The sequence below is a fragment of the Cupriavidus sp. USMAHM13 genome (assembly GCF_001854285.1).
GTDB lineage: Bacteria > Pseudomonadota > Gammaproteobacteria > Burkholderiales > Burkholderiaceae > Cupriavidus > Cupriavidus malaysiensis.
On record NZ_CP017752.1, the window covers coordinates 2,749,560 to 2,763,646 of the forward strand.

14 protein-coding genes are annotated in these 14,087 nt (G+C 71.2%); 8 read left to right on the top strand and 6 right to left on the bottom strand.

The features are described 5' to 3' along the window. Complete coding sequence (locus tag BKK81_RS30265; RefSeq protein WP_071020656.1) at positions 1 to 1,812, bottom strand: phosphodiesterase; 1,812 nt, start codon at positions 1,810 to 1,812, stop codon at positions 1 to 3. Between the two features lie 271 nt (positions 1,813 to 2,083). On the opposite strand from BKK81_RS30265, the gene BKK81_RS30270 reads away from it, so the two are divergent. Next, positions 2,084 to 3,688, top strand: coding sequence for a methyl-accepting chemotaxis protein (locus BKK81_RS30270; protein WP_071020659.1), 1,605 nt, complete (start codon positions 2,084 to 2,086; stop codon positions 3,686 to 3,688). A 217-nt stretch (positions 3,689 to 3,905) separates the two neighbouring features. Further along, positions 3,906 to 4,232: a hypothetical protein gene (locus tag BKK81_RS30275; protein WP_156811498.1), complete on the top strand. Its 327-nt coding sequence runs from the start codon at positions 3,906 to 3,908 to the stop codon at positions 4,230 to 4,232. A gap of 34 nt (positions 4,233 to 4,266) precedes the next feature. On the opposite strand, the gene BKK81_RS30280 is transcribed toward BKK81_RS30275, so the two are convergent. Together BKK81_RS30280 and BKK81_RS30285 are read right to left on the bottom strand one after the other, a co-directional pair. Further along, positions 4,267 to 4,701: a PaaI family thioesterase gene (locus BKK81_RS30280; RefSeq protein WP_071020664.1), complete on the bottom strand. Its 435-nt coding sequence runs from the start codon at positions 4,699 to 4,701 to the stop codon at positions 4,267 to 4,269. After that, positions 4,698 to 5,183 carry a MerR family transcriptional regulator gene (locus tag BKK81_RS30285; RefSeq protein ID WP_071020666.1) on the bottom strand — a complete coding sequence of 162 codons (486 nt, stop codon included), beginning with the start codon at positions 5,181 to 5,183 and terminating at the stop codon, positions 4,698 to 4,700. The genes BKK81_RS30280 and BKK81_RS30285 overlap by 4 nt, the downstream gene beginning before the upstream one ends. A gap of 261 nt (positions 5,184 to 5,444) precedes the next feature. Here BKK81_RS30285 and BKK81_RS30290 point away from each other — a divergent pair, with 261 nt between their 5' ends. The 3 genes from BKK81_RS30290 to BKK81_RS30300 all read left to right on the top strand — a co-directional run bounded on the left by BKK81_RS30290 (position 5,445) and on the right by BKK81_RS30300 (position 7,500). Further along, positions 5,445 to 6,038: an HAD domain-containing protein gene (locus BKK81_RS30290; protein ID WP_071020669.1), complete on the top strand. Its 594-nt coding sequence runs from the start codon at positions 5,445 to 5,447 to the stop codon at positions 6,036 to 6,038. A gap of 276 nt (positions 6,039 to 6,314) precedes the next feature. After that, positions 6,315 to 6,599: a hypothetical protein gene (locus tag BKK81_RS30295; protein WP_071020672.1), complete on the top strand. Its 285-nt coding sequence runs from the start codon at positions 6,315 to 6,317 to the stop codon at positions 6,597 to 6,599. 19 nt (positions 6,600 to 6,618) lie between these two features. Beyond that, a complete protein-coding gene (locus BKK81_RS30300; protein WP_231908144.1) occupies positions 6,619 to 7,500 on the top strand; it encodes an IclR family transcriptional regulator in 882 nt (293 codons plus the stop codon). A gap of 31 nt (positions 7,501 to 7,531) precedes the next feature. Here the strand turns inward: BKK81_RS30300 and BKK81_RS30305 are convergent, their stop codons facing one another. From BKK81_RS30305 to BKK81_RS30315, 3 genes are all read right to left on the bottom strand, one after another. After that, entirely contained in the window at positions 7,532 to 8,605 is a 1,074-nt protein-coding gene (locus tag BKK81_RS30305) for an Ldh family oxidoreductase (RefSeq protein ID WP_071020678.1), read from the bottom strand. Between the two features lie 28 nt (positions 8,606 to 8,633). Further along, entirely contained in the window at positions 8,634 to 9,176 is a 543-nt protein-coding gene (locus BKK81_RS30310; RefSeq protein WP_071020680.1) for a tripartite tricarboxylate transporter substrate-binding protein, read from the bottom strand. A 100-nt stretch (positions 9,177 to 9,276) separates the two neighbouring features. Further along, positions 9,277 to 10,998: a thiamine pyrophosphate-binding protein gene (locus BKK81_RS30315; protein ID WP_071020683.1), complete on the bottom strand. Its 1,722-nt coding sequence runs from the start codon at positions 10,996 to 10,998 to the stop codon at positions 9,277 to 9,279. 335 nt (positions 10,999 to 11,333) lie between these two features. On the opposite strand from BKK81_RS30315, the gene BKK81_RS30320 reads away from it, so the two are divergent. The 3 genes from BKK81_RS30320 to BKK81_RS30330 all read left to right on the top strand — a co-directional run bounded on the left by BKK81_RS30320 (position 11,334) and on the right by BKK81_RS30330 (position 14,026). After that, the gene (locus BKK81_RS30320; protein ID WP_071020686.1) at positions 11,334 to 12,272 is read left to right on the top strand and encodes a Bug family tripartite tricarboxylate transporter substrate binding protein; all 939 of its coding nucleotides are present in this window, start codon (positions 11,334 to 11,336) and stop codon (positions 12,270 to 12,272) included. 226 nt (positions 12,273 to 12,498) lie between these two features. Continuing rightward, positions 12,499 to 13,590, top strand: a complete 1,092-nt coding sequence (locus BKK81_RS30325) for a malate/lactate/ureidoglycolate dehydrogenase (protein WP_071020688.1) — start codon at positions 12,499 to 12,501, stop codon at positions 13,588 to 13,590. 64 nt (positions 13,591 to 13,654) lie between these two features. Next, positions 13,655 to 14,026 (top strand): 5-carboxymethyl-2-hydroxymuconate Delta-isomerase, encoded by a 372-nt coding sequence (locus tag BKK81_RS30330; protein WP_071020691.1) that lies wholly within the window; start codon positions 13,655 to 13,657, stop codon positions 14,024 to 14,026. The last annotated feature ends 61 nt before the right edge of the window (positions 14,027 to 14,087 follow it).

Here is a 14,087-nt window from a genome sequence, read left to right on the forward strand (position 1 = left end):
TCAGTGGACGGGTGACCGCAGCGCATCCGCCGCATTCAGTTCGATGATCGCCAGTCCGTCCGGCGCGCGTTTCGCCTCGCGCTTGGCCGCGGCTGCGGCGCTGCCGATCAGGCTGCTGCCCTGGCGGCGCAGGCTGGCCATGCCCGAGGCGCCGACACGCACCACGCCGACCGCCATCGACACCGTCGGGAAAAAGGTCTTCCGCCCGAGCCGGTCTTCCGCGTGGATACCACCGGCCGCCCTGGCCTGCGGCGGATACATCGCACTGGCGATGGCATTGAAACTGTCGATGGCGGCGCGCACGCGCTCGGCCCAGTCCGCGCTCTGATAAAGCACCAGGAAATCATCGCCCCCCACATGACCGAGGAAATCCCGCGCCGGATCGCAGGCCTGGGCGAGGATCGCGGCCGCCCCCTTCAGCATCTCGTCGCCCTTCCAGTAGCCGTACTGATCGTTGTAGGGCTTGAAATGATTCAGGTCCACATAGCAGGCATGGAAGGCATTGCCCGAGGCGATCAGGCGGTCGATGTGCTGGTTCAGCGGGATATTGCCGGGCAGCAAGGTCAGCGGATTGGCATGGCGCGCCGCCTGCATGCGGATGTCCGTGATCGCACGCACCAGTTCGGCACCGGTACCGATTCCGGCGTAGCGGCCCTGCTCGGTCACGATGAAGCCATCGGCCAGGGCCCGCTGGCTGGCGCGCGCCAGGACCTGCGCCATCTCCTCCACGCTGACATGGCGGTCGAAGCAGATCGGCTCGCGGTTGGCCTGTACCACGCAGGCCTTGCGCCCATACAGCTCGCGATGGAACGGCGCCGCGTAGCGATCGATGAAATGCTGCCGGTTGATGATCGCGAGGGGCTTGCCTGCCTCGTCCACCACCGCCACCGCGTGCAGGTCCGGATGCGCATGGAAGCAGCCCAGCACCTCGTCATTGACCGTGGCCGGCCGCATGGTGGGCGCATCGCGCATCAAGGCCCCGGCCGTCAGCCCCGACCAGCCGGAACTCACCATCTGCGGAAACACCGCGATCTGGCGCGAGGCGAGCGCGCGCAGCGCATGCGGCGAGACCTCGGGCACGGGACGCGCCTGCGGCCGCCCCAGGTAGAAGCCTTGCGCGCAGGAAACACCAAGGTCGCGCAGCACGGCGAATTCATCCTCCTCCTCCACGCCCTCGGCGATCACGTGGCCGCTGAAGGCACTGACCATGCGCAGCACCGCGCGCAGGATTTCGAGCCGGCGCGAGCAGGTGGCGATGCCCCGGATCAGCGACTTGTCGATCTTGACGTAGTGCGGCGAGAGATGGGCCAGCAGATCGAGGTTGGCGTGGCCGGTGCCGAAGTCGTCGAGCGCATACTGCAGGCCCATGGCGCGCAGCACCTCCATCGCTTGCGCGAAGCCGGCGGCGTCGCCGATCGGCGTCTGCTCGGTGACCTCGATGACCACGCGGCTGGCCGGCGCGCGCTGGCCCAGCAGCGCGCCCATCGCACGGCCGCGCTCGGCCAGCAGATGGCGCAGCGACAAGGGGCTGAAATTGAGGAAGAGCCGGCCCGGCAGGCCCTGCTCCTGCCACGAAGCCAGCGCGGCGCGCGCCGCATGCAGTTCCAGCGCGATGGTACCGACACTGTCGTGCGCCAGTCCGAACAAGGCATCCGGGCTGGCATAGGGCGACCCCTCGGGGCCGCGCACCAGCGCCTCGTAGCCAAGCAGCGCCGCGTCGTGCAATTGCACGATGGGCTGGAAAACGGCCTGCACGGGAGGCAGGCCAGGCAGCGCCGGCCGCAGGGCCGGTGCAGAAGCGGCGGTGGACATGATCGGATGGCAAACAGGAACCGCGGCCTGTTGTGCTGCCGCATCGACATTTCATGACACGAACATGACAGTGCCGTGACAAAACGCAATTTTGTGAATGACACATGAATGTCATGTTGGCGTCACATCGATGCGACATCATCGCGCTACAGCAACGCCATGCGCGATTCGACCGTCCCGGGCAGCCGAGTGCCAGCCCGCAAAACAGCCGGCAGCGCGCATGGTCCGGGTCAGCAGCAAGCCAGGCTTCGGCCTGCCAGGAGTCCTCTCCGTGTCACAAGTCCTCAAACTCAAGCTGGCGGGCCGGATCCTGCCGGATGCCCCCGCCTGGCTGGCGCGCCTGCCGCTGGCGGCGCGCTTGTGCGCCGCCTTCGCCCTGGTCTATCTGTTCGGGGCTGCGGTGGGCCTCAGCGGCATCGTCAACCTGGTGTCGATCAAGCAGATGACCGACACGCTCTACCAGCGCGACATGAACGGCGCCATCGCGGCCGCCCATGCCCAGACCGCGCTCGAGCAGATCGGACGCGCCCAGCTGGCGCTCACCATGGCCACCAGCACCAGCGAGCGCGACGCCGCCGGCGCCGATGTCGACGCCGGCCTGCGCCGCCTGGACGGCGCACTCGACCACGTCAAGCAGGCTGCGCCCGACCGCGTCGCGTCGCTGCTCGCGGAGCGCGCGGCGGCCGGCAAGCTGATCGCCAGCTATGTCGACCTGGTCAAGCGCCAGCCGCTCGACACCCTGCAGTTCGACAGCGCGGTCTCCGTGGACGGGCACTTCGTCAGCGAAGCGCTGCAGAAGCTGGGCGCCCACATGGAGACCCTGCGCGCGCAACAGGAACGGCAGGCGGCCGACACCGTCGCGCACGTCGCCGGCAAGCAGATCGCCGCGCAGACCATGACGGCGGTGCTGCTCGGCGCCAGCCTGCTGGCCGCCGTCGGCCTGGCCTGGCTGGCCGCGCGCAGCCTGACCGCCGAACTCGGCGGCGAACCGCGCGCGGCGGCGCAGGTGGCCAACCGCATCGCCTCCGGCGACCTCACCGCGTCGATTCCGCTGCGGGCCGGCGACCGCGGCAGCCTGCTGTATTACCTCGGCGGCATGCGCGACCAGCTCGCCGGCGTGCTCGAGCGCATCCACCGCTCGACGCTGGAGATCACCGCCGCCAGCCAGGGCGTGGCCGGCGGCAACCAGGAACTGTCGGCACGCACCGCCCAGCAGGTGCAGGCCCTGGCCGAAGCCGCCGCCAGCGTGGGCCGGCTCACCACGCTGGTGGAGCAGGCCCACCAGCAGGCGCTGGAGTCGAGCGAGATGGCGCGCCGGGCGCGCGCGGCCACCGACGCCGGCATCGCCGTGGTGCGGGAAATGAGCGGCGCCATGGATGCCGTCCATGCCCATTCGCGCAGCATCTCCGAGATCGTCGCGGTGATCGAGAGCATCGCCTTCCAGACCAATATCCTCGCACTGAACGCCGCCGTGGAGGCCGCGCGTGCCGGCGCGGCCGGCCGCGGCTTCGCCGTGGTGGCGCAGGAAGTGCGCGCGCTGGCCCAGCGCAGCGCCACCTCCGCGCGCGAGATCGGCACCCTGATCGGCGACGCCGGCCGCGAGATCGAGAGCGGCGCGCGCCTCAGCGGCGAGGTGGTGCGCGCCATGTCCGGCATCGAGAACGCGGTCGCCCACAGCCATGAACTGGCCGACGGCCTGCGCGTGCTGGCCGAGGAGCAGGCCGGCGGCATCCGCGCGGCCGGCGCGGCCATCGGCCGCCTCGAACAGACCACGCAGCAGAATGCCGCCCTGGTCGACGACCTGTCCGCCCAGGGCAGCCGCCTCGACGACCAGGCCGCGGCGCTGGCCGCCGACGTGGCCCGCTTCCGCTTCTGAGCCCCCTCCCGGCGGGCCGCCGCAGCCGCCTCGCCGCGCACGGCCATGCCGTGCGCGGCGGCAGCGGGCCGATCCTCCCCCGGTCCACCTGGGCGGCAGCCCGCCGGACATCGCGTATGCTTGTCCATTGCATCAGAGAAAGCGCCGCGGCCCTGCGCGATGCACGTGGAGGTCCGTGCCGCCCTTCTTCCTGTTCCCAGACAAGCAAGGAGAGGACATGCGAACGACCTGGATGATCGTACTGGCATCCGTGGTACTGCCGGCCTGCTCGTTACTCGAGCCGCCCCCTCCGCCGCCGCCGGCGCCGAAACGGCCCGCGCTGGCCGTGGGCATGAGCAAGCAGCAGGTCATCCGGATCAAGGGCCACCCCGACAGCCGCATCGGCGAAGCCGGTCTGGAATGCTTCCAGTACACGTCGCCGGCCACGGCACCGTTGGGAAGCGGCGCGCTCAGCGTCTACTTCGATTCGGCCGGCAGGGTCATCACCTTCGACGCCCGCGCCTGCAGCGCCGAGGCACTGCGGCGCTACGCCGGCGTCGAATGATCGAATGAGGCAGCGGCCACGCGAAGGTGCCGGCTCAGGCCGGCGGCGCGATATTGCGTGCCGTCGCCAGCATGGTGGCGCACAGCGTTTCCCCCTCGGCATCGCAGGCGAAGACCTCGGCGGCAGCGACCGTCAGCAGCCGGGCCGCCTGCACCACGCGGCCGCGCGCCACCAGCCGGTCGCCACGGGCCGGCCCCACGATCTTGAGGGCGCAGTCGATGGTGGCGTTGGCCCACCCCTTCGGCAGCAGCGTGCCGGCGGCGGACACGGCGGCAAAGTCGGCCGCGGCGAAGATCGGCGTGGCCTGGAGCTGGCCCGGACGAAAGCTCAGGGTCTGCTGGTAAGGCAGCTCCAGCTCCACCTGGCCGGCCTCGATGCGCGTGAAGCGCAAGCCCAGCGTGCGCGCCGCCGGCATGGCCATCACGGCTGCCTCCAGGTCGCGGGCGAAATCGGCGGGGTTCTCTGTCATGGTCCTTGTCTCCTGCTACGTGTCGAAACCTTCTTGTCGTCCGGCCCGGCGGCCCGTCCCTTGGCCGCCAGCGAGGCCTCGCGCGGCGCGCGCGGAAAGCCGCGCCCACCTTGCGCCGCCTTGTCCGCGCGGCGCTGCTCGCGTGCCTCGAACCAGCCGATGTGCGCCACCAGATGGGCGCGCAATACCTGCCGCTTGTCGATCTCGGCGTCCACCTCGGCGATGCGGGCCTGCAGCATGCCGATCATGTCGGCCGCCGTCAGCACCCCGCTGCGGTAATCCGGCAGCACCGCGGCGATCTGCTTGAGCGAGAAGCCGCACTGGCGCGACATGGTGATGAAGCGCAGTTCGCGCACGGCGCCTTCGTCGAACTCGCGGTAGCCGGACGGCCGCCGCCGCGCGACCAGCAAGCCGAGGCTTTCGTAGTGGCGGACAGCGTGGGCGGTCACGCCGACGCGCTTGGCAAGTTCTGATATCTGCATGGCTCAAGACTAAAGGGCTTCGGGTTGCACGAAGGTTGGCCTGTCACAAGAAAATCCCCTGGCAGCGACACCAGCACGCCCTCCGGGCCGCAGATGTGTCTGCCGGAAACAAATGTCAGACACGTGCAGGTGGCTTTTACGACTTCCATCTAAAAGTTACAGATATGTTGCAACTTATGCCCTCGGAGGCACTCGGCTTCCTGCGCGCCGCCGCGTAGTCTTGAGACAACTCAACCCGACGCGCAAACCGCACAGGAAACCATGTCCGACCGCCTCATCCTGCTCGACATCCCTGGTGTCCTCTACTCCGCCAGCTCGGCGACCCGCCTGGGCGGCACGCCGGACAGCGGCACGCTGAAGGATGTCCGCTTCTTCGACCCGGTCGCGCTCGGCTTCATCCGCCGGCTGTTCGGGCTGGCCGGTGCCCGCGTCGTGGTGTCCGACCACTGGCGGCGCGGCATCCCCGCCGCCATCCTGCAGCAGCTGGACCTGCAGGTCGAGGACATGATGCCGCCGGCGCCGGGCGGCTTCGGCGCCGAGATCGCAGCCTACTTCGCCAAGCGCCCCGCTCCGTCCGCCTACGTGATCCTGAGCGCCGCGCCGGACAGCTTGCAGCCACAGCAGCTTGCGCATCTGGTCAGCGTGGATCCCGCGCAAGGGCTGACCCCGGACGGTTTCCGCCGCGCGCTCGACGTGCTCGGCGTCGGCTGCCCTTCCGGCATGTGCCTGGACGTGCAGCCCCACCCCGAGCTGGCCGAGCGGCTGCGCCAATTGCAGCAACTGGCACGCCTGGCGCCCGAGCGCTTCGGTCCGGCCGCGCCGGCCGCCGCTCCGGCAACCCTGTTCCACTCCTGATCGCGGGCGGCCGCGCCGCCCCTCCCGGCCCCTCCCCGGTCCTCCAGCCACGGCCCGCCCCGGCACACGCCGGCGCGGGCCGCATTCATGGCGGCGTCCTGCCCGCGCCCTGCCCGCCCTGCCCGCCTGCCTCAAGGCTCAAGGCGCCTTGCCTCCATATTCCGCAATGCAGAATATGAATTCCACAATGCGGTTGACGCCTCCAGGCAATCGATGGGACCATAGCGCCCACCAACAAGACCGGTGCCCACGCCGGAAGCCGTCCCGGAGACCCCCATGCGCAGCACCCAGCGGCCCGCCACTGCCGGCGCCACTGACTTGCCCGCCCTGCCTGCTTCCCCCTCCCTGGCCATCGCCCGCTCCATCTGCCTTCAGCCTGTCTGCGCGCGCCCGTACCAGACCAGCGGCCCCCGGGTGGCCGAGGTGCCGGAACGGGTAGCACTGCGGCATGCCGCAAGCGCGCGGCGCTATGGGGAATTGCCGAAGACCATTGATCAAACCGCGCGTCGCCTCGGCACGTTCAGTGCCTGGCCGCGCAAGCCGCTCGACGCGACGGCCTGACCCCAGACACGAAGCCACCATGCAAGCACAACAGGAAATGATTGCGGAACAGCCAGAGGAGAACGGCGTTTCTGCCGTGGCGGACGCCGCGGATGGCGCGGATGGCACAGATACGGCGGTCCGGGCCGGCAAGGAAGACCGCCATTTCGTCACGGCGCTGGCGCGCGGACTCGACGTGCTGGCCTGCTTCCGCTCCTTTGACACCGTGCTGGGCAATGCCGAGATCGCCCAGCGTTGCGGGCTGCCGAAATCCACCGTCTCGCGCCTGACCCACACGCTGACCGAGCTGGGCTACCTGCAGCCGCTGTACGAGCCGGCCCGCTACCGGCTCGGCAGTTCGGCGCTGGCGCTGGCGCCCGCCGCCCAGCAAGGCGCCGAGGTGCTGGCCGTGGTGCGCCCGCACATGCAGCGGCTGGCCGAACTGTCGCAAGGCGTGGCCTCGCTGATCGTGCGCGACCGCGCGCACATGATGATCTTCGAAAACTGCCAGTCAGAGTCCTACCTGACCCTGCGCGTGGCCGTCGGCACACGCATCTCCGGCCTGGCCACCGCGGCCGGGCGCGCCTACCTGGACGCGCTCGGCGGCATCGACCAGCGTCGTGCCGTGGCGGCCTTCCGCGGCCGTGACGGCATCGACGCGGCGCGTGCCGATGCCATCCTCGCCACCAGCCACGACGAGGTGAAGCGGCTGGGCTGCACCACCTCCTTCGGCGAATGGCTGCCGCACATCAACTCCATCGCCGCTGCCTTCCGCCCCGGTCCGGCCCTGCCGCCGATGACACTGAGCTGCAGCGGCCCCGCCGCCATCGTGCCGGCCGCACAGCTGCTCGACACGGTGCGGCCGCACCTGCTGGCCAGCATCCGCAAGATCGAGACCGCGTTGGGGGTGACGGCGGGCTGAAGGCGGCACCGGGGCGCGTGCCGGGCCCGCCCTAACCGGCCACCGGCGCCGGCATCGCCACGCCGTACTTCTCCAGCCATGGCGCCAACTGCGGCACGATGGCCGGATTGAGCGCCACGCCGTCGCGCAGCTGGCGCGCCTTGCGTGCCAGCGCGCCCTGGCCGGGCAGGCGCACGGCATCGACGCCGGGCCGCGGCGGGTTGTCGGCGCAGGCCCCGGCGACCCAGCCCATCTGGTGGGCGAAGGCCTCGCCGCCGGCAAAGGCCTCGGGATCGAGCACCTGCAGGAAGACGGTATTGCCCCAGCGCTTGCCCGGGTCGTCGCGGCCGTGGCCGGACAGGCCGGCGGTCAGCGCTTCCACCATCAGCGACAGGGCGAAGCCCTTGTGGCCGGCGTCGAGCCCGCCCAGCGGCAGGATGGAGCCGGCCTGCGGCGCGAACAGCACGGCGGGGTCGTCGCTGAGCCGCCCTTGCGCGTCGATCAGCCACGGATGCGGCAGGCGCTTCCCTTCCCGGTAGAGGCGCCCGGTCAGGCCGTTGGTGGTGATGGAGGTGGAGACGTCGATCAGCACCGGACCGCGCGGCGTCGGGAAACCGACCGCCAGCGGGCTGGGCGAGAACACCGCGCGGGTGCCGCCGAACGGCGCCACGGTGGCCGCGGCCGGTGCCGACGAGAACAGCAGCATCACGTAGCCAGCCTGCGTGGCGCGCTCCAGGTAGGCGGCCAGGCAGGCGATGTGGTGGCTGCGCCGGATCGTCACGGTGCCGGTGCCGTAGTCGCGCGCGCGTGCCATGGCGGCGTCGAGCGCGCGCAGCGTCAGCCACGGGCCGGGCAGGCGATGGCCGTCCCAGGTGGCCACCGCGGCGCGCTCGCTCAGCACCGTGTAGTCGCCCTGCACCGCCATGCTGCCGCTCTCGATCTCGGCCAGGTAGGTCGGCAGCAGTTGCAGCCCGTGGGTGTCGTGCCCCATCAGGTCGGCCTCGACCAGGATCGCCGCCACGTCGTCGGCACGGTCACCCGGCATGCCCGCGCTGCGCAGCAGGCTGCCGGCCAGTTCCACCAGCGCCGCGCTGTCGTGGCGCACCGTCTGCGTCTCTTCCTTCATCTCGCTCTCCTGGCTCCCGGTTCCTGGCTCAATCCGCGTCGCCCGACACGCCGGCCGCCTTGATCACCTTCTCCCAGCGCGCCTTCTCGGCCAACGCGAAGGCCTGGAACTCGGGCGCCGGCTTGGGATCCGGCTCGGCGCCGGCATTGAGCAGCAGCGCGCGGATGCCAGGCCGGCGCACGGCGGCGACGATGGTGTCGCTCAGGCGCGCGACGATCTCGCGCGGCGTGCCCGCTGGCGCGAACACGCCGAACCAGGAGCCGGTGACGAAGCCGTGCAGCCCGGCCTCCTCCATGGTCGGCACATTGGGCAGCGCATTCATGCGCCTGGCGCCGGTCACGGCCAGGGCCTTGAGCTTGCCGCCCTTGACGAAAGGCAGCGCGGTCGGCGCGTTGTCGAACATCAGCTGCACCTGGCCGGCCATCAGGTCGGTGTCGGCCAGCGCGCTACCCTTGTAAGGCACATGGATCATCGAGGTGCCCGTCATCACCTTGTACAGCTCGCCCGACAGGTGGATGGAGGTGCCGGTACCGGACGAGGCGAAGGTCACCTTGCCGTTGGCCTGCTTCACGTAGCGCGTCAGTTCGGCAACGTTGTTGACCGGCAGCTGTGGGCGGGTCCTTGCCGGCGCGGTGCGCGGCCGCGCCCGGTCCTGCTCAGGCGGCCAGCCCTCAGTCGGCCAGCCGCATCGCCGGCGTGATCTGGCGCGCATCGGTGATCAGCTCGAGCAGTGCCGGCCGGCCCGCCGCGCGGGCACGCTCGAAGGCCGCGGCAAAGTCCTCGGTGCGCTCGATGCGCTCCGCCCAGGCGCCACAGGCCTGCGCCATCTGCACGAAGTCCGGGGTGGCGATGCCGGTGCCGCTGACGCGGCCCGGGTAGCGCTTCTCCTGGTGCATGCGGATGGTGCCGTACATGCCGTTGTTGACCACCACCACGATGAGGTTGGCGCCGGCCTGCGCCGCTGTGGCCAGTTCCTGCGGATACATCAGGAAGCAGCCGTCGCCGGCGAAGCAGACCACGGTGCGCTCGGGCGCGCGCAGCTTGGCGGCGATGGCGGCCGGCAGTCCGTAGCCCATGGCGCCGCAGGTCGGCGCCAGCTCGGTGCGGGGACGACGGTAGGCATAGAAGCGGTGCAGCCAGACGGTGTAGTTGCCGGCGCCGTTGCTGAGGATGGCGTCGTCGGGCAGCACGCGGTCGAGGTGGGCGACCGCCGCCCCCAGGTCGACCCCGCTCAGTTCCGCATGGGGCGCCGGCAGTGCGGCGAAGGCGAGGTGGTCGGCGTGCGCGCCGGCCGTCCATTCGGCCCAAGGCGCGGAAGCCGGGGCCGGCAGGGCCGCCAGCATCTCCGCACCCGCTTCGATGCCGCTCTGGATGGCCAGCACGGGCTGGTAGACCCGGCCCAGTTCCGCGCTGTCGGCATGCAGGTGGATCAGGCGCTGGCGCGGACGGGGCACGTCCAGCAAGGTATAGCCATCGGTGGCGATGTCGCCCAGGCGGGTGCCGAAGGCGAGGATCACATCGGCCTGGCGCACGCGCTCGGCCAGGCGCGCGTTCATGCCCAGGCTCAGGTGGCCGGCGTAGTGCGCGTCGCGGTTGTCGAACACGTCCTGGCGGCGGAAGGCGCAGGCCACCGGCAGGTTCCAGGCCTGGACGAAGCGGGAGAAAGCCGCCGCCGCGGCGTCGCTCCAGTTGGCGCCCCCGGCGATCACCAGCGGCCGCTGCGCCCCGCGCAGGATCTCGCCCAGGGCGGATGCATCGGCCGCGGACGGTGCCGCGCTGACCGGGCGGTATGGCGCAGTGTCGGCGCAGGCGCATTCGCCGTCGAGCACGTCTTCGGGCAGCGCCAGCACCACCGGGCCCGGCCGGCCCGAGGTCGCCACGCGGAAGGCGCGCGCCACCATCTCCGGGATGCGCTCGGCATCGTCGATCTCGGCCGCCCATTTGGCCATGCCGCCGAACATGGCGGCATAGTCGACCTCCTGGAAGGCCTCGCGCCCCTTGTGGCCGCGTGCGATCTGGCCCACGAAGAGAATCATCGGCGTCGAGTCCTGCGCGGCGATATGCACACCGATGCTCGCGTGCGTGGCGCCCGGCCCGCGCGTGACGAAGCAGATGCCGGGGCGCCCGGTCAGCTTGCCGTCGGCCTCGGCCATATTGGCCGCGGCGCCCTCGTGCTTGCACACCACCAGGTCGATGGCGGGCTGATCGTGCAGGGCATCGAGCACGTCGAGGAAGCTCTCGCCGGGCACGCAGAAGATGCGCTCGGCGCCATGGATGCGCAGGGCATCGACCAGCGCGCGGCCGCCGCTGCGGCGGCGGGTGTCGGAAAGCGGCTGGGGCTGGCCGGATGCGGAAGCGGAAGCGGAGGCGGAGGCGGGTGGCGTGCGGGTCATGTCGGTGTGGTCTGTGCGGGCGCTTGCGCTGCCGGCAGCGCAAGCGGCTGCCGGTCCGCCCGGCCTCCTCGGAGAAGCCGGGATGTCCGCCAGTGTGCGTCGGTGCCGCGGGCAGCGCCCGGCACCTGGCGCATTTCTGCTATGCATCCAGCGCAAGGCTCGTCCCCCGCGCGGCGTGTAGATTGGCGGCAGGCCACCGTATCCCGCCACGCCCGGCGTGCCCCGCGCGGATCCGCAAGTGCCGCCCCACATATAAAAGAACACAGGAGACTACCGCCATGCCCACCCTGCCCTCCCGCCACCGGGCAGCATTCGCTGCGCTTTGCCTTTCCTGCATGACTGCCCTGCCCGCCACCCAGGCCCACGCCCAGGACAAATGGCCGAGCAAGCCGATCAACTACGTGGTGCCCTTCGCCGCCGGCGGCACCACCGACGTGCTGGGCCGCCTGATCGGCCAGCGCCTGTCGGTCGCGCTGGGCCAGCCGGTGGTGGTGGAGAACCGCGCCGGCGCGGGCGGCAATATCGGCTCCGACTACGTCGCCAAGGCGCCCCCGGACGGCTACACGCTGGTCGGCGGCACCATCAGCTCGCATGCCATCAACGTCAGCCTCTATCCCAGGATGCCCTATGACCCGGTCAAGCAGTTCCAGCCGGTGGCGCTGATCGGCACCCTGCCGAACGTGCTGGTGGTCAATGCCGACAGCCCGTGGAAGAGCGTGCAGGACGTGATCGCCGCCGCGCGCGTGCCTGGCACCCAGGTCACCTTCGGCTCGTCCGGCAACGGCACCTCGCAGCACCTGGCCGGCGAGCTGTTCGCCAAGCTGGCGGACGTCAAGCTGCTGCACGTGCCCTACAAGGGCAGCAGCCCGGCCATGCAGGCCCTGCTCGGCAAGCAGGTCGACCTGGTGTTCGAGAACAGCGTGGCGGCCATGCCACTGATCCAGTCCGGCAAGCTGCGCGCGCTGGCCACCACCGGCAGCAAGCGCGCCGGCGAGCTGCCCGACGTGCCCACGCTGGCGGAGGCCGGGCTCAAGGGCTACGAGATCGTCTCCTGGCAGGCCATCTTCGCGCCGGCCGGCACGCCGGCACCGGTGGTGGACCGCCTCGCCGGCGAGATCGGCAAGATCCTCGCCGACCCGGCCGTGCGTGGCCGCCTGGCCCAGCTCGGCATCGAGCCCTCGGGTGCCGGCCCGGCCCAGCTCGGCGCCTTCCAGAAGGCCGAGGTGGCAAAGTGGGGCCAGCTGGTCAAGAGCGCCGGCATCCGGCTCGAATGAGCGACCGCGGCTCGATCACCTTGCCCGGCGCCATGTGGCTCCTTGCAGCGTCATGTGGCGCCGGAGCCGCCGGGCGCTATCATGAGGGTCCGGCCGCCGGCACACACCTGCGCGCCGGCCGGCCCCTCGGGCCGCGACCGAGCGAACCCCTTGCATTGCGCCACGCCGGCAAGTCCGCCCTGCCCCCAGCCATCGCCCACCCCTGATAGCCCACCTCAGACATCCCATGAGCGAATCCCGCATTCCCACCGACGCCCTGCACCGCTGGGTCGACGAGCTCTGGCTCGCCGCCGGCTGCGACGCCCGCGAAGCCCGCCTGACCGCCGACCACCTGGTCGGCGCCAACCTCGCCGGCCACGACTCGCACGGCGTCGGCATGATCCCGAAGTACGTACTGTCATGGCTGGGCGACCAGCTCCAGCTCAACCAGCAGGTGAGCGTGCTGCACGACACCGGCGCCATGCTGAGCCTGGACGGCAACCGCGGCATGGGCCAGGCGGTCACCGAGCAGGCGATGGCACTGGCCATCGGCCGCGCGCGCGAACACGGCGTCTGCGTGATGGGGCTGCGCCGCTCGCACCACCTGGGGCGGGTCGGCCACTGGGCCGAGCAGGCCAGCGCCGCCGGCCTGATCTCCATCCACTTCGTCAACGTGCTGTCCAAACCTATCGTGGCCCCGCATGGCGGCTACCAGGCCCGCTACGGCACCAATCCCTTCACCATCGGCGTGCCGGTGCCCGGGCAGGCGCCGCTGGTGCTGGACTTCGCCACCAGCGCGATCGCGCTGGGCAAGGTACGGGTCGCCCACAACAAGGAAGTGCCGGTCCCGCCGGGCTGCCTGCTGGACGCGGCCGGCCACCCCACCGAGGACCCGGGCGTGATGTTCCCGCCGGCCGGTACGCCCCAGGGCGCGCTGCGCAGCTTCGGCGAGCACAAGGGCTATGTGCTGGCGGTGATGTGCGAGCTGCTGGGCGCCGCGGTCACCGGCGGCCACACCATCCGTCCGGAGACGCTGACGCACGAGCACGCGGTCTGGAACAATATGCTGGCCCTGGTCTTCGATCCGGCGCGGCTGGGCAGCAGCACCAGCTTCGGCCACGAGGTCGAGGCCTTCGTCGACTGGATCCGCTCGTCGGCGCTCCAGCCGGACTGCGCAGGCGTACAGTTGCCGGGCGAACCCGAGCGCGCCTGGCGCCGCGCCCGCGCGGAATGGGTGCCGGTGGACGCCGGCACGCTGGCGCAGCTCGACGATGCCGCCGCCCGCGTGCAAGCCGCGCGCGGCAGCTCACCGGGACCGCTGTCGCGCCTGGCCGCCTGACGTCGGAGCGCCTCATCCGTAGCACCCGCATCATCTGTCTCTGTATCACCCGATTGGAAGCCACATGCCGCACGTCACCATCGAACTCACGGAAAACACCCGCCTGAACCGCTCGCAGGAAGAGCTGCTCGACGAGGTCAACGCCGCCCTGCTGGCCAGCGGCCAGTTCCAGGAAGCCGACATCAAGTCGCGCTGCATCACCCTGCCGGTCTACCGCCAGGGCACCGAGGCGCGCGAGCGTGCCTTCGTCCATGCGCGCCTGTGCATCCTCGACGGGCGCGAGCTGGCCACGCGCCGCGCGCTCGGCCAGGCCGTATGCGACGTCATCGCCGAAGCCGTGCGCCCGCTGGCCGGCGGCGAAGTGCAGGTGAGCGTGGAAGTGGCCGAGATGGAGCGCGCCAGCTACGCCAAGCAGGTCATCACCAGCGCGAGCTGACCCGCCTGGCCTGCCGGCGGCGCTGGCCGCCGGCAGGCCGCCGCCGCGCGCCGGGGCGAGC